The 21,926-nt window shown below is 67.3% G+C and carries 20 protein-coding genes; 6 read left to right on the plus strand and 14 right to left on the minus strand.

Annotated features, from left to right (window positions below):
• Nucleotides 1-20 precede the first annotated feature (20 nt).
• On the minus strand, nucleotides 21-356 hold the full coding sequence (locus NM2_RS21060; RefSeq protein WP_157121211.1) for a cytochrome C oxidase subunit IV family protein: 336 nt from the start codon (nucleotides 354-356) through the stop codon (nucleotides 21-23).
• Nucleotides 357-389: 33 nt separating this feature from the next.
• The gene (locus tag NM2_RS21065; protein WP_067671604.1) at nucleotides 390-1,055 is read right to left on the minus strand and encodes a cytochrome c oxidase subunit 3; all 666 of its coding nucleotides are present in this window, start codon (nucleotides 1,053-1,055) and stop codon (nucleotides 390-392) included.
• Between the two features lie 110 nt (nucleotides 1,056-1,165).
• Between NM2_RS21065 and NM2_RS21070 the strand changes: the two genes are divergently transcribed.
• Nucleotides 1,166-1,852 (plus strand): TetR/AcrR family transcriptional regulator, encoded by a 687-nt coding sequence (locus NM2_RS21070; protein ID WP_084531376.1) that lies wholly within the window; start codon nucleotides 1,166-1,168, stop codon nucleotides 1,850-1,852.
• Nucleotides 1,853-1,920: 68 nt separating this feature from the next.
• On the opposite strand, the gene NM2_RS21075 is transcribed toward NM2_RS21070, so the two are convergent.
• From NM2_RS21075 to NM2_RS21105, 7 genes are all read right to left on the minus strand, one after another.
• Nucleotides 1,921-2,376, minus strand: coding sequence for a PaaI family thioesterase (locus tag NM2_RS21075; protein ID WP_067671411.1), 456 nt, complete (start codon nucleotides 2,374-2,376; stop codon nucleotides 1,921-1,923).
• On the minus strand, nucleotides 2,373-4,211 hold the full coding sequence (locus NM2_RS21080) for an AMP-dependent synthetase/ligase (protein WP_067671415.1): 1,839 nt from the start codon (nucleotides 4,209-4,211) through the stop codon (nucleotides 2,373-2,375). The genes NM2_RS21075 and NM2_RS21080 overlap by 4 nt, the downstream gene beginning before the upstream one ends.
• A 43-nt stretch (nucleotides 4,212-4,254) precedes the next feature.
• Nucleotides 4,255-5,103, minus strand: coding sequence for an alpha/beta fold hydrolase (locus NM2_RS21085; protein WP_067671607.1), 849 nt, complete (start codon nucleotides 5,101-5,103; stop codon nucleotides 4,255-4,257).
• Between the two features lie 121 nt (nucleotides 5,104-5,224).
• The gene (locus tag NM2_RS21090) at nucleotides 5,225-6,280 is read right to left on the minus strand and encodes an acyl-CoA dehydrogenase family protein (protein WP_067671418.1); all 1,056 of its coding nucleotides are present in this window, start codon (nucleotides 6,278-6,280) and stop codon (nucleotides 5,225-5,227) included.
• A gap of 109 nt (nucleotides 6,281-6,389) precedes the next feature.
• Nucleotides 6,390-7,154 carry a crotonase/enoyl-CoA hydratase family protein gene (locus NM2_RS21095; protein ID WP_067671421.1) on the minus strand — a complete coding sequence of 255 codons (765 nt, stop codon included), beginning with the start codon at nucleotides 7,152-7,154 and terminating at the stop codon, nucleotides 6,390-6,392.
• A gap of 73 nt (nucleotides 7,155-7,227) precedes the next feature.
• Nucleotides 7,228-7,992 (minus strand): SDR family NAD(P)-dependent oxidoreductase, encoded by a 765-nt coding sequence (locus NM2_RS21100; protein WP_067671424.1) that lies wholly within the window; start codon nucleotides 7,990-7,992, stop codon nucleotides 7,228-7,230.
• A gap of 15 nt (nucleotides 7,993-8,007) precedes the next feature.
• The gene (locus NM2_RS21105) at nucleotides 8,008-9,198 is read right to left on the minus strand and encodes a thiolase family protein (RefSeq protein ID WP_067671427.1); all 1,191 of its coding nucleotides are present in this window, start codon (nucleotides 9,196-9,198) and stop codon (nucleotides 8,008-8,010) included.
• A gap of 131 nt (nucleotides 9,199-9,329) precedes the next feature.
• On the opposite strand from NM2_RS21105, the gene NM2_RS21110 reads away from it, so the two are divergent.
• From NM2_RS21110 to NM2_RS21120, 3 genes are read left to right on the plus strand one after another with little or no spacing between them, the layout of a single operon-like run.
• Nucleotides 9,330-10,481 carry a CaiB/BaiF CoA transferase family protein gene (locus NM2_RS21110; RefSeq protein WP_067671430.1) on the plus strand — a complete coding sequence of 384 codons (1,152 nt, stop codon included), beginning with the start codon at nucleotides 9,330-9,332 and terminating at the stop codon, nucleotides 10,479-10,481.
• 27 nt (nucleotides 10,482-10,508) lie between these two features.
• Nucleotides 10,509-11,291, plus strand: a complete 783-nt coding sequence (locus tag NM2_RS21115) for an enoyl-CoA hydratase/isomerase family protein (RefSeq protein ID WP_067671433.1) — start codon at nucleotides 10,509-10,511, stop codon at nucleotides 11,289-11,291.
• Between the two features lie 17 nt (nucleotides 11,292-11,308).
• On the plus strand, nucleotides 11,309-12,817 hold the full coding sequence (locus NM2_RS21120; RefSeq protein ID WP_067671436.1) for a class I adenylate-forming enzyme family protein: 1,509 nt from the start codon (nucleotides 11,309-11,311) through the stop codon (nucleotides 12,815-12,817).
• Nucleotides 12,818-13,094: 277 nt separating this feature from the next.
• On the opposite strand, the gene NM2_RS21125 is transcribed toward NM2_RS21120, so the two are convergent.
• A complete protein-coding gene (locus NM2_RS21125; protein WP_067671439.1) occupies nucleotides 13,095-14,510 on the minus strand; it encodes a wax ester/triacylglycerol synthase domain-containing protein in 1,416 nt (471 codons plus the stop codon).
• Between the two features lie 606 nt (nucleotides 14,511-15,116).
• On the opposite strand from NM2_RS21125, the gene NM2_RS21130 reads away from it, so the two are divergent.
• Nucleotides 15,117-16,346: a DUF445 family protein gene (locus NM2_RS21130; protein ID WP_067671442.1), complete on the plus strand. Its 1,230-nt coding sequence runs from the start codon at nucleotides 15,117-15,119 to the stop codon at nucleotides 16,344-16,346.
• 96 nt (nucleotides 16,347-16,442) lie between these two features.
• On the opposite strand, the gene NM2_RS21135 is transcribed toward NM2_RS21130, so the two are convergent.
• The gene (locus NM2_RS21135) at nucleotides 16,443-17,093 is read right to left on the minus strand and encodes a TetR/AcrR family transcriptional regulator (protein ID WP_067671609.1); all 651 of its coding nucleotides are present in this window, start codon (nucleotides 17,091-17,093) and stop codon (nucleotides 16,443-16,445) included.
• 267 nt (nucleotides 17,094-17,360) lie between these two features.
• On the opposite strand from NM2_RS21135, the gene NM2_RS21140 reads away from it, so the two are divergent.
• Entirely contained in the window at nucleotides 17,361-18,251 is an 891-nt protein-coding gene (locus NM2_RS21140) for an alpha/beta fold hydrolase (RefSeq protein ID WP_067671445.1), read from the plus strand.
• 85 nt (nucleotides 18,252-18,336) lie between these two features.
• Here the strand turns inward: NM2_RS21140 and NM2_RS21145 are convergent, their stop codons facing one another.
• From NM2_RS21145 to NM2_RS21155, 3 genes are all read right to left on the minus strand, one after another.
• Complete coding sequence (locus tag NM2_RS21145; protein ID WP_157121212.1) at nucleotides 18,337-19,101, minus strand: hypothetical protein; 765 nt, start codon at nucleotides 19,099-19,101, stop codon at nucleotides 18,337-18,339.
• A 64-nt stretch (nucleotides 19,102-19,165) separates the two neighbouring features.
• Complete coding sequence (locus NM2_RS21150; RefSeq protein ID WP_084531381.1) at nucleotides 19,166-20,740, minus strand: aldehyde dehydrogenase family protein; 1,575 nt, start codon at nucleotides 20,738-20,740, stop codon at nucleotides 19,166-19,168.
• Nucleotides 20,741-20,765: 25 nt separating this feature from the next.
• Complete coding sequence (locus tag NM2_RS21155) at nucleotides 20,766-21,926, minus strand: NAD(P)/FAD-dependent oxidoreductase (RefSeq protein ID WP_084531382.1); 1,161 nt, start codon at nucleotides 21,924-21,926, stop codon at nucleotides 20,766-20,768.

Consider the following 21,926-nt stretch of genomic DNA (forward strand, 5'->3'; position numbering starts at 1 on the left):
GGTTGGCCGCCTATCCCGTTTCAGAGGAAGTGGATATAGCTGTGAAGGTGCATTCCGAGATACATGGCGATGAGCACCGCCAGCCATGTCAGCAGGAGCCACGCTCCGAAGGCCAATTTCAGCCACGCGACCGAGGCGCGTACGTCCATGTATTCCGCGCCGACCAGGTACGCTTTGATCAGTGCGAGCCCCATGATCAGACCGACGTCGACGAGCAGGGCCGTGCCACCTGTGTTACCCGGGTTGAGGATTCGGAACAGTAGCCATCCGATGCTGGTGAGGGCCACCAGGGTGGCCCCGATTCCGTAGAGGAATCGGTCACGCGGTGTTGTCCGCACGTCTTGGACGTCTTGCACGGCTCCTACCTCCTTGCGGGATTGCGCCGTCGGCTAGGTGATGTACAGCAGGGAGAACAGAACCAGCCAGATGATATCCACCATGTGCCAGAACAATCCGACGGAATAGACTGCGCCGCGGCGATCAGGCGATGGTGTGGCCTGCCCGTTGCCGACTGCTCTCGCGGCGAAAAACAGCCCGGCCGAACCGGCGAGCACATGGACGATATGAAAACCGGTCAGGACGAAGTAGAACATGAAGAAATCGTTGGTGCCGACCGTGTGGCCATCGTGGGCCGCCAGGATGTACTCGGTGATCTTGATCAGGATGAACAGCACGCCGCACAGCCCCGCCCAGAACAGCATTCGGCGGACGATATGTGTCGAATATCCACTGTCCCAACGGCGTAGCGCCACAGCGACCAGTACTGATCCGCTGATCAGTACGACCGTGTTGACGAAGCCGAGACCGATATGCAGGCCTCGCGCCGAGGTCTCGAACAGGGCCGGGTTGCGGCCCCGGTTGTAGGAGAACAACGCAAAGAAGATGGAGAACTGAAACAGGTCGCAGATCAGCAGGAGCCACAGGCTCGACTCGCCGGGGATCAGTTTCGATCGAGCGATCCGTTCACCGGGGCGTCCCGATGAAGGCCCAGCCTCGGCCGCACACTGATCGACACCATGACCATTCACGGTCGTGGCACGGATGTTGTTCAACATGTTGAGACCGATCTCCCCCGATTTTGCGTCGTTGCAGTGATGGGTCAAGTCGCTCGAAATAGTCGACGAAGGCGGTGTCGGATCGCTCCGCGCGTCCGACGCTAACATAAATGGACCGTCGGCTCAATAGGGCCAGAGGACTATTTAGACCACGGTTGCCTATACTGGTGGCGATGTCGGACTTACGGGAACGCAAGAAAGCCGTGCTGCGGGCCACGATCGTGCGGTCGGCTGTCCGCTTGTTCGATGAGCACGGCTACGACCACGTCGGGGTCGATGAAATTGCCTCGGTATCCATGTGTTCGCGCAGTACCTTCAAACGCTACTTCGGCACCAAGGAAGACGTCCTTTTTCCCGGCTCCCAGGAGATCACCGCCGGTCTGCGCCGCGTCCTGCAAGCTGCCGACCCGAGCGCGGACCGCTGGGATGTCGCGCGGGCGGCGGTTATCGGGCAACTGCGGTTGTTCTTCGATGCGCTGGATCCCGAGGTGCGCACGACGTGCTTGCGCCTATGGTTGACAGCGCCTTCGCCGCGGCGCCGCTACCTCGAGATCGCTCATGAATTCGAAGAGATACTGCAAGAATTCTTTGCCGCTGGACTGGCCGACGATGCCACGACGCATATGCGCACACAGTTGCTCGCATCAGCGATGGTGAGCGCATTGCGGGCCACGATGCACGCCACGATCGAATCGCACGGTGAGGTCGGCGATCTCGCCGAGACAGCGTTCACAATGATCGAGGCCGGCGTGCCCGCACTGGCATCGGCGTCGATGCGGCAGGTCACCGGCGCCTGAGCCGAACGGGAGCAGTAGCATGGCGGCGGTCACACGAACCGTGTGACCGCCCAGCCGCAGGCTCTTGTTCAGCCGATATGCCGCGAAGCGCCGTCGATCACCATCGTGCCGCTGACCTTGGTCGCGACCTTGCCCTTACCGTTGACAACAGTGACGGTGATGAACGCCAGCGTCCGACCGCACCGGTCCACCTCCGCCACGAAGGTCAGCGGCAGGGTCGCGGGCCGCAGAAAATCCGCGGTCAGCGTCGCGGTCGCGGGCATGCGCTCGACGTCCAGGACGGTCGACCCGACGATGCCGAAGCAATGGTCCGCGACGGCGATCACCGCGCCGCCGTGCACCGCGCCGACCGGATTCAACGGCCACTCGGAACTGTCGATCATCAGCTCCGCACGACCGTATTCGATGCTGACGCAACGCAACCCGATCTGCTGGGAGGTCGGCATATTCTCCGCCCAGGCCGCCCACCGGTCCCACCCAGCGCCGTGGGGAGCCGCCCCGGCGGAATACTGCTCCGCACTCACTTCGCCGCCCGATCGGCGTAGAGGTCCTCGATCAGGCTCGCGTACTTGGCGTGGATGTTGCGCCGCTTCAGCTTTGCGGTCGGGGTGAGTTCCTCGCTGTCCGGCGCCCAGGCCAGGCCCACCACCGCGAACTTCTTGATCTGCTCGTTGCCGTTGAGCCGCTCGTTGCCGCGATCGACCACCTGCTGGACCTCCGCCCGCAGCTCCGGCGAGTCGACAAGCGTTTCCACCGGCGAGTCGGCCAGGCCGAGACGTTTGGCGTACACCGGCAGTGCCTCGGGATCCAGGGTGATCAGCGCGGTCATGTACCTCTTCCCGTCCCCGACGGCGACCACCTGACCGAGCAGTGAGCTGTCTCCCTTGATCGCGGATTCGATCAATGCCGGCGACATGTTCTTGCCCGCCGCATTGATGATGATCTCCTTCTTGCGATCGACGATCGAGACGAAGCCCAGCTCATCGATCTCCGCGATGTCCCCGGTATGCACGAAGCCTTCGGCGTCGATGGTTTCGGCGGTCTGTTCGGGCAGGTTCAGGTAGCCGACCATGTTCTGGTCCGAACGGGCCAGCAATTCACCGTCGTCGCCGAGCTTGATCTCGACACCCGGCAGCGGCCGCCCGGCGGTGCCGGCCTTGAAATCCTCGACCCGGTTGAACACGTTCAGCGAAACTTCGGTCGCGCCATAGGCTTCCAGCAGCGGGACACCGACCGCCCGGAAGAACCGGACGATGTCCGGGGTGCACGGAGCGCCACCGATGAAGGCCGCCTTGATCCGGTCGAGGCCGAGCCGGGCCAGCACCGGACGCAGCGTTTCGATCCCGCGCGCATGCTCGGCGGCGAGTTCGTCGCCGACCTCGGCGGAGATGTCGGTGCCCGCGTCGGCCGCGCTGACCCGGCGCAAACCGATCTCGATCGCGGCCCGGCCGGCCTGCCGGGCGGCTTCGTCGGGATTGGCTTCGACCATGCCCTCGATCGCCACCTGCAGCTTCTCCCACATCCTCGGCACCGAGAAGAAGGCGTCGGGGTGCGCCGCGGCGAGGACCTTCGGCAGATCCCGCATATCCGGGCAGACATGCAGCGTCGCGCCGTAGCACAGCGCCATGTAGTGGGCCGTGATCCGCCCGCCCGCATGCGCCATCGGCAGGAAGGAGACGATCCCCTCGCTCGGCATCGGCAGCGCGGCGTCCAACGCGCGCTGCTGCGCCATCACCGTTCGATGCGACCACAGCGCGGCCTTCGGCTGCCCTGTGGTGCCCGAGGTGTAGATCAGCGTCGCCAGGTCGTCGACTCCGACAGAGCGCCACGTCTGCTCGAAATCGAAGGCCGGATCGCCGGAACTCTCGAGTTCGGCGAGCGTGCGCGTGCCCCCGTCGCCATCGACGACGACCAGGTGCTCGACCTTATCGCCGAGCGCGGCGATCGCTTGCTGGGTCTTGGCCAGGAACTGCTGCCCGGTCACCACGATCCGCGCCCCGGCGTTGCCCACCTGGTATGCGATCTGCTCGGCCGCGGAGCTGTTGAAGATGGCGAATGGCACCAGCCCCAGATGCGTTGCCGCGTAGTCGATCACGTGACATTCCACGGTATTGGGCAGGAGTATTGCGATGGTGTCGCCCTTGCGCAGCCCGAGGGCGGCCAGGCCCGCGGCCACCGCGCGGACCCGCTCGCCGAGTTCGGCCCAGGTCAGCTCGAATCCGTCCGCATGGGATCGCAGCGCCGGTCGCTCGCCGTACTGACGTACCGTGCGTTGGAAGGCCGCGGGAACGGTCGGCGCCGTGAGGGGCGAGTCGGTCGCCGGGCTGGGCGTCGACGGTGCGGTCGATTGTGTGCTCACTGGTCGTACCTCCTCCGGCCATCAGCCGGGCAATTCTGGGTTGTCACGCTGTGGTCGCGGCGTTCGGACGGATAGGTGCCGAGGCCGTCTGATCGGAATCGATGAACGCGAGCAGTTCGTCGCCGAATCGATCGGGGGCCTCGAGCATCGGATAGTGGCCGCAGTCGGCGAGTTCGACGAGCCGGGCGTCGGCGAGGCGCTCGTTGAGCCACCGGGCGCCCCTGGCCGAGTGCACCGGGTCGGTGGCGCCGATCAATTGCAGCACCGGCACCCGCACGCGCTCGATATCGTCGAGGAGATCCGTCTCGAGCATGGAGTGGTAGCAGGCCACCGCGGCCCATGACGGCATCGACAGCGAGCAGCTCACCAGCCAGTCCAGCACCGCCTCCGCGGGTGGGCGATGGAATCCCGACAGGATGGACTCTCGCCGTGCCGCGAAGCGGTCCCGCTCCTCGGCGGCGATCAGCGGCGGAACCAGCTTCTCCGGTGGCAGCCCGAACGGGAAGTCGGCGCTGCGGCTGGCCCGCACGGCATTGGAGCCGACCAGGACCAGCCGCTCGATCAGCTCGGGGCATTGCGCGGCCGCCCGGAACGCCGCCTGGCCGCCGAACGACCAGCCCACCACGGTGGCGGCGGTGACGTCCAGCCGGCGCAGCGCGATGACCAGATCCTGGGCCAGACGCTCGACGTCGTATCCGTCCAGGGGTTTGTCGGACAGGCCGTGACCGCGCTGGTCGATGCACAGCACCCGGTGCCGGGGCGCGAGGACGCGAACCTCGCGGTCCCAGATCCGGTGATCGAGCCCGAACCCGGCTACCAGCACGACAACCGGTCCGGCGCCGACGTCCTGCACGAACAGTCGTACCCCGTTGTCGACGTCCACATAAGGCATGGCGGTCACGCCCTTCCTGCCCGTCCAACGGACGGCCACTCGCCGATAATATTGATATTAGCCGGATCATAAATAGCCGGGAAGCGGTTCGGCGGAATTCCGTCGACCGGTCCGGCGATACCTAAAGTCCCAGCTCGACGGCCAGGATCTCCCTCATCGCCGCATTGCCGCCACCCTGCAGGCGCAGGTGCCGCGAATCCGCGTACGCCTCCGAGATGGGGTACTCACGCATGTAGCCGTATCCCCCGTGCAGTTGCAGGCCCTGATCCGCGGCCAGCGCGAACAGCTCGGCGGCCCGCAGCCTCGCCGCGGCGGCCGAGCGCGCGTCGAGCCGATGTCCGAGCTGGTCCAGCACGCACGCGCTCACCAGCGCCTCCACCGAGATGATCTCGGCCAGTACGCCGCCCAGCACATATCGGGTGTTCTCGAAGGAGGCGACCGGTCGGCCGAACACCTTGCGCTGCTGGACATAGTCGATCGTCCAGTCCAGCACCGTGCGGGCACCCGCCAGCGCCACGACCGCCGTCCAGAGCTGCTCGGCCCGCCATAGCCGGTCCAACGCGTCGCCGGCATGAATATCGCCGTCGGCGACGACGACCCCGTCCAGGCGGATATCCGCCAGCCCGGCGCCGCGCGTACCCACCACATCCGGCCGGATCTCACGGGATGCGCCCGCCGCGTCGAGGTCGACGATCGCCACCGCGGACGCACCGTCCTCACCACGCACCGGCACCAGCAGCAGGCTCGCCGACGCGGCGTTCACCACCGCGGACAGCACACCGTCGAGCCGTGCGCCGACCGGCGCCTGTTGCGCACTCACCTCCGAATGCGCCACCGCCGCAAGCTGTTTGCCCGACACGAGCCCGGGCAACGACCGGGCCTGACGATCGGCGTCGGCATGCTCGAGCAACCACGGGATCGCGACCCCGACGTGCGTGACGAACGACAGTCCCGCACCGGTCAGCCCGGCCCGCATCAACTCCTCGGCCGCGACCACGGCGAAACGGCAATCGTCCACGGCCCCGCCGCCGAACTCCTCGGGCGCCTGCACGCCGAGAAATCCGTAATCGCCCGCCTGCTCGAAGAAGTCGCCACCGGCGGCTTCTCGTTCTACGAACGTGCGGAAACTGGCACGGAACTCGTCGTGCTCGGCCTCGAATGCCACGCCGCCGCTCATGACCGCACCTCGGTCGCACTCGGCTGCCGCTTACCCGCGACCTCACGTTCGCCCGGCACCGTGACGAGCGAACGCCCCGGCGCACCGATCGCCCGCTCGCCGCGGCCGATCATGAGCCGGACCACGCCGGTGCTCGCTTCTCGACGAATGCGCGCGCCCCCTCGGCGGCGTCGCGGGAACTGCGCACCGCGTCCGTGTGCGGGGCCTGCCGGGCGAAAGCCTCGGCCGCGGGCCAGTCGGCCGACTCATCGATCAGCAGCTTCGCGGTGCGCACGGCCAGCGGCGCGTTGGCGGCGATCGCCGCGGCGAGGGTACGCGCGTGATCGGCGGCCGTCCCGGCCGGAACCACCCGGTTGACCAGGCCGAGATCCTGGGCGCGAGCCGCGCTGATGGGCTCGCCGGTGAGCACGAGTTCCTTGGCGACCGTGGGTGGGATGCGCCGCGGCAGCCGCAGCACACCACCCGCCGCCGCGACGAGTCCCCGCTTGACTTCCGGCAACCCGAACTCGGCATTGTCCGCCGCGACGATGAGATCGCACGCCAGGGCGATCTCGAAGCCGCCACCCAGCGCCTTGCCCTCGACCGCGGCGATCAGCGGCTTGGCCGCCGGGCGCTCGACGATACCGAACCCGCCGCGCTCGGTGATCGGTCGTTCCTTGGTCGCGCTGAACGCCTTGAGATCCATACCGGCGCTGAAGATTCCGCCCGCGCCGGTCAGCACGCCGACGCTCACGTCGTCGCGGGCGTCCAGCTCGTCCAGCGCGGCCGAAATCGCCTGTGCCGTAGGCAGATCCACCGCATTGCGACGCTCCGGACGATCCAGCGTGATCACCGCGATCCGGTCGGCGACCTCGAAGCGCACCACGTCACTCATGGCTGCACCTCGCCGACGCTCGGTTCCGCCATGCGCGATGCACGCTGTGCCCATGATTCGCTCGCACGCTCGTTCATCGGGGCGCCATCCGGATCGCGCCGTCCAGGCGGATGGTCTCGCCGTTGATCATGCCGTTGTCGATGATGTGCATCGCGAGCTTGGCGTACTCGTCGGGCTCACCGAGCCGGCTCGGGTGCGGCACCGTCTTGGCCAGCGAGTCACGCACGTCATCCGACAGCCGGGCCAGCAGCGGGGTGTCGAAGGTGCCCGGAGCGATGGTGTTGACCCGGATGTTCTTGCCCGCCAGGTCCCGTGCCGCGACGATGGTCATGCCGACGATGCCCGCCTTGGCCGAGGCATACGGAATCTGACCGATCTGGCCCTCGAACGCCGCCACCGACGCCGTCAGCACGCAGACGCCGCGGTCGCCGTCGAGCGGCTCGTTGCCGGCCATCCGGGTCGCGGCCAGCCGCAGCACGTTGAACGTGCCGATCAGGTTGATCTGGACGACCTCCGAATACAGATCCAACGATCCGGGTGTGCCGTCCCTGTTCACCAGCCGCACCGCGCCACCGCGCCCCGCGCAGTGCACCAGCGCCCGCACCGGACCCTGCTCCTGCGCGGCGTCGAAGACCGCGTTCACCTCGGCTTCGCTGCGCACATCGGCGGGCACGAAGCGCACGCGGTCACCGAGTTCCTTGGCGACCGCCTCACCGTTCGAGCTCGGCAGGTCCGCGATGACGACCGACGCGCCGCCGGCCAGCAACCGGCGTACCGTCGCCAGGCCCAGGCCCGACGCACCGCCGGTGACGACGGCGGAAATTCCATTGACGTCCATATGTTTTCAGCCCTTCTAGAGTCGTTCGATGATGGTCGCGTTGGCCATGCCGCCGGCCTCGCACATGGTCTGCAGGCCGAAGCGGCCGCCGTTCGCCTCGAGCGCGCCCAGCATCGTGGTCAGCAGTCGTGCGCCCGATGCGCCGAGCGGGTGGCCGAGCGCGATGGCGCCACCGCGCGGGTTCAGCTTCTTCGGGTCGGCGTCGAAATGCGCCCGCCACGCCATCGGCACCGAGGCGAAGGCCTCGTTCACCTCGTAGTGGTCGATGTCCTCCAGCCGGATGCCGGAGCGGCGCAGCACCTTCTCGGTGGCCGGGATCGGCCCGGTGAGCATGCTGATCGGGTCGTCACCGGCGACCGCGAACGAGTGGAACCGGGCCCGCGGACGCAGGCCGAGCGCCGCGGCCCGCTCCTCGCTCATGATCAGCACAGCCGATGCCCCGTCGGTCAGCTGCGACGAATTGCCGGCGGTGACGCTCCAGTTGATCTGCGGGAAGCGCGCGCTCATCTCTTCGCTCTGGAACGACGGCTTCAGCTTGGCCAGCTTGTCGACGGTCGTTCCGGGACGAGGCGTCTCATCCTCGCGCACGACCGTCCCGTCCGGGGTGGTGATCGGCACGATCTCACCGCTGAAATCGGCGGCCACGGCCAGCTCGTGCGAGCGAGCGGAGAATTCGTCCAGCGCGGTGCGGTCGAAACCCCAACGCGCGGCGATCAAGTCGGCCGACACGCCCTGCGGGATCAGCCCGGGCGCGTAACGCTCGGCGACCGACGGACCGTAGGGGTCCATCCCGATGCGCGCGGTGAGCATCGGGATGCGGCTCATCGACTCCACGCCGGAGGCGACCACGATGTCATAGGCTCCGGCGATCACACCCTGCGCGGCGAAATCCGCCGCCTGCTGGCTCGAGCCGCACGCGCGATGCACCGCGGTGGACGGCACGTGCTCGGGCAGTCCGGCAGCCAGCCAGCTCCAGCGGCCGATCGGGCCGGACTGTTCGCCGACCTGACTGACACAGCCGGTGATCACGTCGTCGACCTCGGCGGGGTCGACGTCGTTGCGCTCGAACAGCTGGCGGAATACCTGCCCGAGCAACTCGACCGGATGCACCGACGACAGCGCACCGCCCGGGCGGTCGTCCTTCGGTGCTTTCCCCTTGGCCATCGGCGATCGGATCGCGTCCACGATGACAGCGCTGCGCGTCATAACCTTCCCATCACTGCGGGTCGCGACATGTCCACGCCGCAACAACTTTCGAATCCACTATTTTTGAGCTAGCGTGTCTCAAAGATACGACGGGTCGAAGACTGTGTCAAAGGCCTCAGCGAGGAGGAAAAATGACAGGCGGAAGTGGCGCGGGGCCGCTGGCTGGACTGCGCGTAGTAGAACTCGCCGGGATCGGGCCCGGCCCGTTCGCTGCCATGTTGCTGGCGGATCTGGGCGCCGAGGTGCTGCGTGTGGACCGGCCGGGCGGCGGCAACAGCATGGTGGCCCCCGCCCTCGATGTGACCCGGCGCGGCCGCCGTTCGGTCGTGCTCGACCTTCGCTCGCCGGGCGGGGTCCGCGCGGTGCTCGACCTGGTCGCCAGCGCCGACGTCCTGATCGAGGGCAACCGGCCCGGCGTGACCGAGCGGCTGGGCCTCGGCCCGGAGGACTGCTGGGCCCGCAATCCGCGCCTGGTGTACGGCCGCATGACCGGGTGGGGTCAGGAGGGTCCGCTGGCCACGGCCGCCGGGCACGATATTTCCTATATAGCGATCACCGGCGCACTGCACGCGATGGGCCGTGCAGGCGAAGCGCCCGCGGTTCCCCTGAACCTGGTCGGCGATTTCGCCGGCGGATCGCTCTACCTCGTCATCGGCGTGCTCGCCGCGGTCATCGAGGCCGCCGAGTCCGGCCGCGGCCAGGTGGTCGACGCGGCCATCGTCGACGGCGCCGCCTCGCTCACCGCCGCGCTGCACGGCATGATGGCCGCCGGTATGTGGCGCGACGAGCGGGGAGCGAACCTGCTCGACACCGGCCGCCCCTGGTACGAGGTCTATCCGACCGCCGATGACGGGCACATGGCCGTCGGCCCGATCGAACCGCAGTTCTACGCGCAGTTCATGACCCTGCTCGAGCTCGACCCCGATGAGCGCGAACGCGCCGACGCCGCGGCCTGGCCCGAACTGCGCGAGCGGATCGCCACCGCGTTCGCCAAGCGCACCCGCGCGGAGTGGACCGAGATCTTCGAAGGCACGGACTCGTGCGTGGCCCCCGTGTTGAGCCTCACCGAGGCCCCCGATCACCCGCACCTGCGCGCCCGGGGCACGTTCACCGAGGTCAACGGCGTGCCGCAGCCGGCTCCCGCGCCGCGATTCAGCCGCACCCCCGGTGCGGTTCAGCAGCCGCCGGCCGAAACCGGCGCCGACACCCGGCAGGCGTTGACCGACTGGGGCGTGCCCGACGTGGACGGCCTCATCGACAGCGGCGCCGCGATCCAGGCCTGATACCACCAGCGTTCGAAAGGTAATCCGATGTCCGACAACGTCGTACGAGTCGAACACCACGGCGCGGTCGCGCTCGTCGTGCTGAATCGTCCCGAGCGGCTCAACGCCCTGACCTATCCGCTGATGATCGAGCTGCGCAAGATCTTCGCCGAACTCGATGCGGCGGCGCAGGTGCGCGCGATCGTGCTGACCGGCGAAGGGCGGGGGTTCTGCGCGGGCGCCGATCTGCGGGGCGGCGGATCCATCGAGGGCGCGCCGAGCGACGCCGAGGGTGTGCTGCGCACGTACTACAACCCGCTGATCGCCGAGATGGCCGCTCTCACCACCCCGACCATCGCGGCGGTCAACGGCACGGCCGCGGGCGCGGGCGCCTCCCTGGCGCTGGCGTGCGATCTGCGTGTCGCGGCCGAGAGCGCGTCGTTCCAGATGGCATTCGTCAAGGTCGGCCTGGTGCCCGACGCCGGGGCGAGCTGGATGCTGCCGCGCCTGGTGGGAGCCGCCCGGGCGGCCGAAATGGCTCTGCTGGGCCGCGCGGTCCGGGCCCCCGAGGCGCTCGGGTGGGGATTGGTCAACGAGGTCATCCCGGACGATCAAGTGCGTTCGCGCGCACTGGAACTCGCCGGCGCAATCGCGGAACTGTCGAGTTCCACCGGAACCACCCGGCAGCTGCTGTGGCGCGGCCTCGGCGTCGACCTGGCCGATCAGCTCGACGCGGAAGCCACCGCCCAGGGGATCGCCGAGCGCAAACCCGACTTCGCCGAGGCGAAGCAGGCGTTCGCCGAAAAGCGCCGCCCGAACTTCCAACGCTGAGCCACCACGGAGTCGTCATGCCTACGATCGGCGGCACCGTCGTTCACAATGCCCGTCGCGTACCCGGCCGCGAAGCTCTCGTGGCCGGATCCCAGCGTTGGACGTGGCGCGAACTCGATGACCTCGTCGCCCGAGTCGCGGGCACGCTGGCGGCGGCCGGGCTCGGCAAGGGGGACCGCTTCGCGGTCCTGTCGGCGAACTGCCCGGAACATATTTTCGCGTCCTATGCCGCGCTGCGGCTGGGTGCGATCGTCGTTCCGGTCAACGCCCGTCTGGCGCCGGCCGAACTGCACCACGTCCTGACCGATTCGGGCGCAACGATGGTGGCCGCCGCCCCGGAACAGCTCGAGATCGCGGAGACGGTGTGCGCGCAACTCACCACTGCGCCACTGCTGTACGCACTCGCCGATGGCACCGGGCACCCGAACCTGCTGGCCCGCACGGACGCCGCCGCCGTAACGGAGGATCGCGCTCGTGAATCCGATGACGCTTACATCCTCTACACCTCCGGCACCACCGGAAAACCCAAGGGCGCGTTGCTCGATCACCACCGCGCGGTGTGGGCGGCACTGTCTCAGATCATGTCGCTCGGTCTGCGCGACGGTGAACGCTACCTGCATCTTTCGCCGCTGTATCACTCCGGCGGGGTGACCTATCTCAATGCCACCACCCTGCTCGGCGGCTGCCACATCCTGATCCCGGCGTTCGAGCCGGGCGCCGTGCTGGAAACGATCGAGCAGCAGCAGGTTTCGGTATTCCTCGGAGTGCCGACGATGTATCAGTTCCTGCTGCGTCATCCCGGCGTCGGTACCCGCGACCTGTCGTCGTGGCGGATCGGGATATTCGGAGCGGCGCCGATGCCGGCCACGGCGGCCGAGGCACTGCTCACGACCTTCCCGCACGTCGAGTTCTTCCAGCAGTGCGGGCAGACCGAAGCCGGCCCGACCGGGATCTACTCGACGATGGAACAGGTTCGCGCCCAACCGGATTCGAGCGGGCATCTGGCTCAGCCGTTCGTCGAGGCCCGCGTCGTGGACCGGCACGGCGCCGATGCCGAACCCGATACGGTCGGCGAACTGCTGCTACGCGCCGAGGCGGCGATGAAGGGCTACTGGCACAACCCCGAGGCGACCGCGGAGACGATGCGCGGCGGCTGGGTGCACACCGGCGACCTGGTCCACCTGGCGCCGGACGGCGCGATGCGGCTGGTCGATCGGCTCGAGGATGTGATCATCACCGGCGGCCGCAACGTCTACTCGGCCGAGGTGGAACAGGCGCTGGCCCAGCATCCCGATGTGCTGGACTGCGCGGTGATCGCACGCCCGCACGAGGACTGGGGCGCCACCGTGGTGGCCGTGGTCACCCCGCGCGACGGTACCCGACCAACACTGGATCAGCTGCGCGCGCACTGCCTGCCGTTGATCGCCGACTACAAACTCCCCCGCGAGCTGATTCTGGGACCGGTCCCCCGCAATGCCGGCGGGAAGGTCCAAAAGTACCTGCTGCGTGCGCAACTCGGCTCGTGAACAGTTCCGGCCCGAGGTCCGGCGATCGCGAGGTGGACCGCGACGACGGCAGGTAACCGCGCGAGAGGCGTGACCATGGGGAACAGGCCGGGATGGCGCGAGCGAACCCGCCACCCCGGCCCCTGATCCCCCACCTCCGACGACGCGAGCGGCCGTCTCCCCATACCGCAAAACGGCACTTCCGCCATTCCGGTGCGCTTTTGGCCGGAATCCATATGGGTTGGCGCAGCGGGATACCGGCCAACCGCATGCCGGGATGACGAGGGCAGTCGCAGTCCTATGTGGCCAGGGCGAGAATCTCGTCCAGTCCCTGTTGCATGCACTGCCACAGCACGTCGGTGTCGGGGAAGACCTCGCCGTCGACATTGAGACCGATGCAGCAGATGCCGAGGTGCGAGCACAATGCCGCGCACATCGAAGTGCCCGGCAGCGGCCCGAATACGAACATCCGGTCGAACCGCGCCCCGGCCATATATCTCGGTTCGGTCAATCCGGGCCAGCTGCTCGTCGTCAGCACCGCCGAGGAGGTCAGGTTCTGCAGGGTGGCCGTGACGACGCCCGACGGAGCGAAATTGAGCAGCGGCGTCACCGCGCCCATGAAGTCCAGCGCCGGCTCACCGCGGATCGCGGTGACCCGCTCGTGCATCGCCTCGACCCGCTCACCGGGATCGGCGACTCCGGACGGCGCGAGGAAAAACGCACCCGCGAAACGGTTTCCGCCCATCGGATCGTTTTCCCGGCGCACCGAGACCGGCATGGAGATCGGCACATCGCCGAGTTCCTTGCCGTGTACCGCGTGGTAGGCGCGCAGACCACCCAGCGTGGCCGCCACGTAGGCATCGTTGACGGTGCCGCCGACCGCCGCGCCCGCCTTCTTCAGGTCCGCGAGTTCGCACTCGAGCATCCCGAACCGCCATGCCGTGCGCGAACGACCCTGTAGCAGTTCGGATGATGTGCCCGGGACGGGTTTCGCGACCCGCGCCATGGAGGATACGTAGTCGACGGTGCGGCCCGGATGCCTGGAGGCGTCCGCGGCCGCCGCGCCCGCCCGCCCGGCGACCTCCGGCACGGATCTGATCAACCGCGACAGTCCGCGCACCGTCGCGCGCACCGGATCGAAGTTCTCGCGCGGCGGCACATCCTCGACCTCGGCGAACGGTTCATCCCGGGTCTTGCCGAGGATCCGGGAGAACAGCTGGGTGGCCCCGGCCCCGTCCATCAGCACATGGTGGCACTGCAGGAGATAGGCGGCCCGGCCGCCCTCCAGCCCTTCGACCAGAACTCCCATCCACGGCGGCCGATTGCGATCCAGCGGAACGACGGCCTGCGCCTGTGCGATTTCCAGCAGCTGCCGCATGGATCCGGGCGCGGGCAGACCGATCCGGCGCAGGTGATAGCTCAGATCGAAATTCGGGTCGGGCGACCACACCGGGGGGCCGGTGGGTATCAGCGGATCGACCACCCGCTCGGTGAACCGCGGAACGACACGCATTGCCCACCGGTGGGCCTTCACAACTCGGTCCCACTCGGGCGCCGAATCGAGGATCTTCACCACCAGACCCGCCCAGGAGTTGGCCGGCGACCGCTCGGTCCGCCACATCAAAGCGTCGAGCGGGTTCAGCTCGGGCACCCGTCCCCAGTCGCGTAGCTGCTCGCATGCCCGCGTGACATATCGGTCGTTGGACTCACCCATTCCAAGCACCTTTCGAAACCCGCCGAATCCCGTAGATGGTGCACATCCCCGCCGTTGGAGATCATCGCCCCATGCCCCAAACATTACAGCACGATCGTTCACCCTATGAGGCAAATGACCAGGTTGGTGTGGTTATCTTCACTAGTTTTAGTGTTAACGATCGTTTCCCTTATTGATAAGTCGCTTCCAGCCCGCACAGGTCGAAGCACACCCGATCCCGGCTGGTCCCCCACCCGGAAGCCACCCCGCTCGCGGTAGCGCAAGCGATCGTTCACCGGCTCACCCGAGCATCGAGTGGATCCGGGTAGAGGTCATCGCTGTCATGTCAACACATTCCAGCCCATCCTGCTGCGCAATAACCCATGAACGAGCGAAAAGCCGAACGATCGTTATCACTCGTTTCGGATCCCCCGCTTGTTCGGCTCCCCGCGGACGGGATAGCCTCTGTGTTCAACCGGCACAACAGGTGAGCGGACGTGTACCCCGCCCGCGCCGCCCGAGCACCGTTCGCCCGGCTCTGCACCCGCCGCCCAGCCCGTACTCGACACCCGCATAACCGCGCGGGTCACCGGCCGCCCGAGATCATCGCCACAGAGGAACTGCCCCATGGCAACAGCGATCGTCGCGGATCTGCGCGACCACTGGACGCTCTACGCGCTGATGCCGATCATCGCCGCGCTCATCGGATACGTGACCAAACTCGTCGCCGTCGAGATGATGTTCCGCCCCCTCGAATTCGTCGGAATACCGCCCTATCTGGGCTGGCAGGGCGTTATACCCCGCTATACGCCGCGCATGGCGGCGACCGCGGTCGATCTGATGATGAAACGCCTGCTCGACCCGCAGGAGATCATCGCCGGAATCGATCTCGACGATCTGATGCGCAAGATGGAACAACCGATGCACGAGATGGTCGAGCAATTGACCAGGGAGGTGATGACCACCCTGCAACCGGCGTTGTGGCGGGCAATGCCCGAGGCCGTGCAAATGCTCGTGATCGAGCGGGTCGAGGCGGCGATTCCGGACACGCTCGGCCGGATCGTCGAGGACCTGCGTTCGAATGTCGATGCGGTCCTGGATATGCGCATGCTGGCGATCAACGCGCTGACCCGGGACAAGGCCCTGACGGTCAGACTGGTGAAGACCATCGGCAGCAATGAGATGAGATTCATTGTCCGGATGGGTATTCCATTCGGTTTCGGCCTCGGCCTGGTCCAAGCGATCGCCTGGGCCACGACGCATTCACCGTGGATCATGCCCGCATTCGGCGGCGTCACCGGACTGATCACCGACTGGCTGGCGCTGCAAATGATCTTCCGCCCGCTGTATCCCACGAAATTCCTGGGCCTGTTCACTTGGCAAGGCTTGTTCATCAAGCGACGCAAAGAAGTCAGCCGAGACTACGCCGAACTGATTTCGCGCGAGATCCTCACCCCGGCCAACGTTTTCGAGGCCTTGCTGACCGGCCCGTCGTCGGACCGCTTCCTGTCGCTGATCCACCGCGAGATCCAAGCGGCCATCGACACGCAATCCGGTCCGGTGCCCTCCGTCGTCAGACTCGCCATCGGCAGCCGACGGTATGACGAAGTCAGGGGCGATATCTCGAACACGGTCGTCCAGCGGATGCTCGAACGCCGGAACGTCCTGACCGATTACGCGGCTGACGCGATGAATCTTCCCGAGCTGCTCGAACAGAAGATGCAACTGATGACCAACGAGGAGTTCGAGGGCCTGCTGCGACCGGCCTTGAAACAGGACGAGTGGAAGTTGGTCTCGGTCGGCGCGATCCTCGGATTCCTGATCGGCGAACTCCAGTTGCACCTGCTGCTGCAGTGAATCCGCCCGCACCGCCCTCCGCAATTCCGCTGGAGCGGTGCGGGTTTCGCCGATCGATCCGTGAGGCCGGTCGGCCCGGGCGCCTGCGGACCCGAATCAGGGCGTCGCCGACAGCGGCACCCGCGAAAGCCCGCCCCAGCACAGGGCGACGGTCATGTCCACGGCTTCGTTCTTCGGCACCGGGCGGGCTGTCTGGAGCCAGTGGCGCGCGGTGAACTCGCTGACCCCCACCAAGCCCACGGCCAGTATTCTGGCTCGCTGGGGATCGAGCCCGGAATCATGCGCCACCACGTCGAACACCGCGTCGACACATGCCTCTTTCGCCCGATCGATCTGCCACTGGACCGACGGCTCGTCGACCACGCTCGACTCGAAGACCATCCGGAAGCCTTCTACCTCGTCGTCGACGAAGTCGAAGTAGGCCTGCACGGCGGCGCGAACGCGCTGTTGATTGTCGGTTGTCGAGCACAGTGCCGCACGCACACTCGACATCAGCGCCTCGAGGTGACTCTGCAGCACCTCGAGGTACAGGTCCAGCTTGCTCGGGAAATAGTCGTACAGCACCGGTTTGCTGAAACCGGCGCGCCGGCAGACGTCGTCGACGGTGGTGGCGTGGTAGCCCCGCGTCGCGAACACCGCGCCGGCCGCGGCGAGAAAGTGCTGTCGGCGCACGACACGGGACACCCGCGGCCTGCGTTTTCCCGCGGGCAGCGCCGTATCCGCTGCCCGATCGATGAGGTCGGTCATTTCGGCACACCCCATGGCTTCCGACGGAGAGGCGCACACGCCCATCCACCGATTGTGAACGAATCTTGACGTACGTGCTCAGCCTATCATAATATTGAGATTTACTGGATCATAAATTGGAAGTGGTGATGGACAGCCATTCCCGCAACGGGATTCACTCGGCCGGTAGGTGTGTCACAGTTCGTGCATACCCCCTGCCACACCCGCACGGATAACATGGTTGAACGATCGTTTATCACCCTGGCACAGCATCAAGGAGCTCGACCAATGACGTACCGAGCACTTCGAGCCGATTCCCCCTGGACAGCGGTCGACTGGACTTCGTTCACCCGTGAAGTGCAGTTCCGCGGCCGGCGCTTGCGCTACGTCGATGTGGGCAGCGGAACCCCGATCCTGCTGGTGCACGGCCTCGGCGGGTCCTGGCAGACGTGGCTGGAGAACCTTCCGGCGCTGAGTTCGCGGTACCGGGTGATCGCGGTCGATCTTCCGGGATTCGGCCAGTCGCAGCCGCTACCGCAGCCGGTGACCATCGATGATCTCGTCGGATCGCTCACCGCGCTCCTCGATGAGCTCGACATCGGGCAAGCCGTCGTCATCGGGCATTCGCTGGGTGGACTGGTCAGCATGCGACTGGCCGACGCACATCCAGATCGAGTGCGGCGGTTGATCCTGCTGTCCTCCGGCGGGGCGCCACTCGGCGAGGCTCGCCTGGCCGCCATCAATCTCGGTTTCACCGCCTTCAACGCCCTTTTCGCGCTGCCCGGCGTACCCGGACTGATCGCCCGGCGCCGGATGCTGCGGCGTACGCTGCTGCGCGGCTTCACCTCCGATCCGGATTCGCTGGCTCCCCAGCTGGCCGCCGAAGTCATCCCGGCGATGCGTGCGCCCGGGTTCAAGGCGGCGATCTCGGCCGGGGTCCGGGCGAACCGTGTGATGAACCCGGCACGCATCACGTGTCCGGTACTGGTGATCTGGGGCGAGAACGACCGTATCCTGCCCCTGGCCGCCGCCACCGAACTCGTCGACAACCTCGCCGACGCCCGGCTGGAGGTCATCGAAGGCGTCGGCCACTGCGCAATGTTCGAGAGCCCGGCCGTCTTCAACGCGATCGTGCTGCACTATCTCGAGGAAGCGCACACCCGCCCGTGGGTGTCATAGTCCCGATCAGCACGGCGGCTCGGGCCGACGGCCGCGGTCCTACGCGCCGAGCCGACATGTGGCCAGGCGCGTAGGACTGTCTATTTCACGCCGATGCCGGAGCGTGGCGCGGTAAGGCGCCGTCCGGGCGCACATCGGGCCTGCGCCAGGAGCTGAACGGAGCCGCGGTGCGGGACACCTGCCGGAGGTGGGCCGCACTCCACACGATCGATATGACACAGATCAGCACATACCAGACGGAGTGGAAGAAGCCGCCGCCGAACAGGAAGATCGATGTGATCGAGTACATCACCGCCATGACGGTGAAGGCGATCCATTCGAGCACCGACTGACCCCTGCCGTCGGGATGGCGCATCAGCAGCGAACTGCCCGACGGGCCACCCCACATCAACGTCCCCATGAACGAGATCAGGTACAGATCGTCGGCGAACGCTCCCTTGAGCAACGCCCAGCTGATCACCCCGGCGGCCAGCGCGCCGCCGACCCGCAACGCGTGCATCGGCATCGACTGCCCGGGCGAGAGTTCGTCGCGCCCGTACAGCACGGTCTGGACCGCGTACACGCACTCGGACAGGAAGGTGACGATGATCGCGAACCAGAACAGCTCCATGAACCAGTGGTGGTACTGGTGGAACCATTTGCCGAATTGCAGCAGATAGGAACCGTCATGTGGCCACCACAGCGCCGTCATCCACAGCGCCATCGGGTACACCCGGTCGCGGCGGCCCATCCGGGCCGCCTCGATGAAGAAGACGAACATCGCGATGATCGACACACCACCGATCACCACCACCGGCACGGCATGGTCGGTGATGGCCTGCAACGTCGGCCCGGGTTGATACGTATTCACAACCTGCCCAATCTATTTCACGCGCGGCCCGTGCCATCCGCACAGGCCGGGAAGGTCGCGCCGACTACTCAGCGCCGGGGCGCTTGCCGAGCCGGCGCTTCCAATCGTGCATCCCCAGCAAGCGGATCATGCGATCGGTAAGGCGAGCCTTGCTGGCGGTGTAGGGATACCAGTGCAATTCGGTCTTGAGCGAGACTCGCTCGCTGACGAACGCCTGCTTACGGCAGTACTTCAGAATCGCGTTCGGGCCACCGAACCGAGCGCCGATACCCGATTCCTTCCATCCGCCCATGGGCAGCGGGAACTGGAAGACATGTGCCAGCGCGTTGTTGACCGAAACGCCGCCGGCCTCGATTCGACGGGCGATCCGCTCTCCGCGGGCACGCGACGCGGTCCACACACTTGCGCCCAAACCGTAGGGGGAGTCGTTGGCCAGGCGGATGGCCTCCTCTTCGTCGGCCACCTTCATGACCGGGAGGGTCGGACCGAAGGTCTCCTCCATCATGCACTCCATGGAGTGATCGACGTCGACCAGGACCGTCGGCGGATAGAACAGGCCCTTGTCCGCGCGCTTGCCGCCGGTCAGCGCCTTGGCTCCCTTGGCAAGCGCGCCGTCGACCTGGCGCTCCACGAGCTCGAGCTGGGCCTCGGTCGCCATCGCGCCGATCTCCGCCTCGAAGGCCTCCTGCGGGTCCGAGCCCTGGCGCAGCTTGCCGACCTCGGTGGTCAGTTTGGACACGAACGCGTCGTACGCCGGGGCCTCGACGTAGATCCGCTCCACGGCGATACAGGACTGGCCGGCGTTGAACAGCCCACCCCAGATCGCGCCCTTGACCGCGCGATCGAGGTCCGCATCCGCCAGCACGATCATCGGGTCCTTGCCACCGAGCTCGAGGCTGGCCGGGATGAGCCGCTCCGCGGCGCGGATCCCGACCGCCCGGCCGGTGCGGACCGAGCCGGTGAACTGGATCATATCGACCACGTCCACCACCGCGGCGCCGGTCGGTCCGAGCCCGGTCGCGCAGCCGAGCACCGGCGGTGCGCCGATCTCCTCGTTCCACCCGCGCACCATCTCCGCCCATGCCAGCGGGGTGACTTCCGAGGGCTTGGTCAGCACCGCCGCACCGGCCATGAGCGCCGGCGGCACGTCCATCATCGGCATGCCCAGCGGATAGTTCCACGGCGTAATGATGCCGACCAGCTGGTGCGGACGGTGGAAGACCTTGAGTTCCTTCGTCAGCGAAGCCGGACCGTGCGGACGTCGCGTCTGATCGGCGAGGAATTTCGCGCCGTTCTTGGTGTAGTAGTTGATCACCTCGACCGCGACCATCGTCTCGATCTTGGTGTCACCCCAGGACTTGCCGGTCTCCTGTTGCACGAGGCCGAGAATGCGCTGGTCGTTGTCCATCAACCAGTTCAGCCAATTGTGCAGGTGGCGGGCTCGCCCGGCCGGGCCCAGGGCCTCCCACGCGGGCTGCGCGGCGCGCAGGCGAGCCGCCAGGTCGGCCACCTCGGCGGGGGTCATATCGGGCGGCGTGCCCACCACCGCTCCGGTGGCGGGATTTCGCACCTCGAATTCGGCGTTCGCGCGTCCGTTCACGGCTGCGCCGGACCGTTCGATGCCCACCTCAGTAGCCATTTGCGTACTCTCCTAGGTCCACCCGCTAGGCGGGGACTGACGCCAGTCGGCGCTGGTAACCGATGATGGCGCGGTTCTTGTTGAAGACGACCGCGCCCACGAGCCGGTCGTCGCGATATGCCTCCACCACGAGCGCCGGGCGATCGGCGTCGTCCTCGATTACGACATATCGGTTCGCCGCGCGCAGGTAGCCCGCGGATTTGATCTTCACGTCGTACTGGTCCGACCAGCAGGTCGGCACGGAGCGCAGCGGTGTCCGCTCGCCGGGGGCGGCGAGCAGGTTGGCCGCACCGGTGGCGGCCATGTCCCGGGCGTTGGTCCAGTGTTCGATGCAGGCGACGCCGTCACCGTCGGGATGCGGCCAGGAAGCGATATCGCCGACCGCGATGACGTTGTCGGTGCCGACGGCGAAGCAGAACTCGTCGCAGACCACCGTGCCCGCCGACAGCTCTACGCCCGAGTCCCGCAGCCACTCGGAATTCGGCAGCGAACCGATGGCGATCAGAACCTGGTCGGCCGCGATGCGCTCACCATTGCCGAGCACGACGGCCTCGACCCGTCCGTCGCCCTCGATCGCGGCGACGGTGCTGTCCATGCGCAAGCGCACGCCCCGGCCTTCGTGCAGCTGCGCCGCGCGCAGGCCGGCCTCGGGCCCGAGCACCGGCATCGGGTACTGACCGACGTCGATCAGCGTGACCTCCTCGACGCCCTGTTCCCGCAGCGTCGCGGCGACCTCGCAGCCGATGAAACCCCCACCGACGATCGCGACCCGGGTATCCGCGGCGATGGTGTCCCGGAAGGTCAGCGCGTCGTCGAGCGAGCGGAGCGTGTGCACCCCGGCCAGCGCCTGACCCGGCCATTCCCGGGCCCGGCGGCCGGTGGCGATCACCAGGCCGTCGTACCCGATCCGGGTGCCATCGGACAGCGCGACCTCGCGCCCGGCGGTATCCAAGCCCACCGCGGGACGGCCGAGCTCCCACGTGATGTCGAGCGTGTCGACCGGGAAGAAGCACTGCTCGGCGGACAGCTGCCCGCCGAGCAGCTGCTTGGACAGCGGAGGCCGGTCGTACGGCTGATGCCGCTCGTCCCCGACGACGACGAGTTCACCTTCGAAGCCGTTGCGGCGCAAGGCTTCCGCCGTGCGGTGACCGGCCAGCCCGGCACCCACTATGACGATCCGGCGCAC

Origin of the sequence: Nocardia miyunensis NBRC 108239, assembly GCF_001613065.1 — a bacterium.
Classification (GTDB): Bacteria; Actinomycetota; Actinomycetes; order Mycobacteriales; family Mycobacteriaceae; genus Nocardia; species Nocardia miyunensis.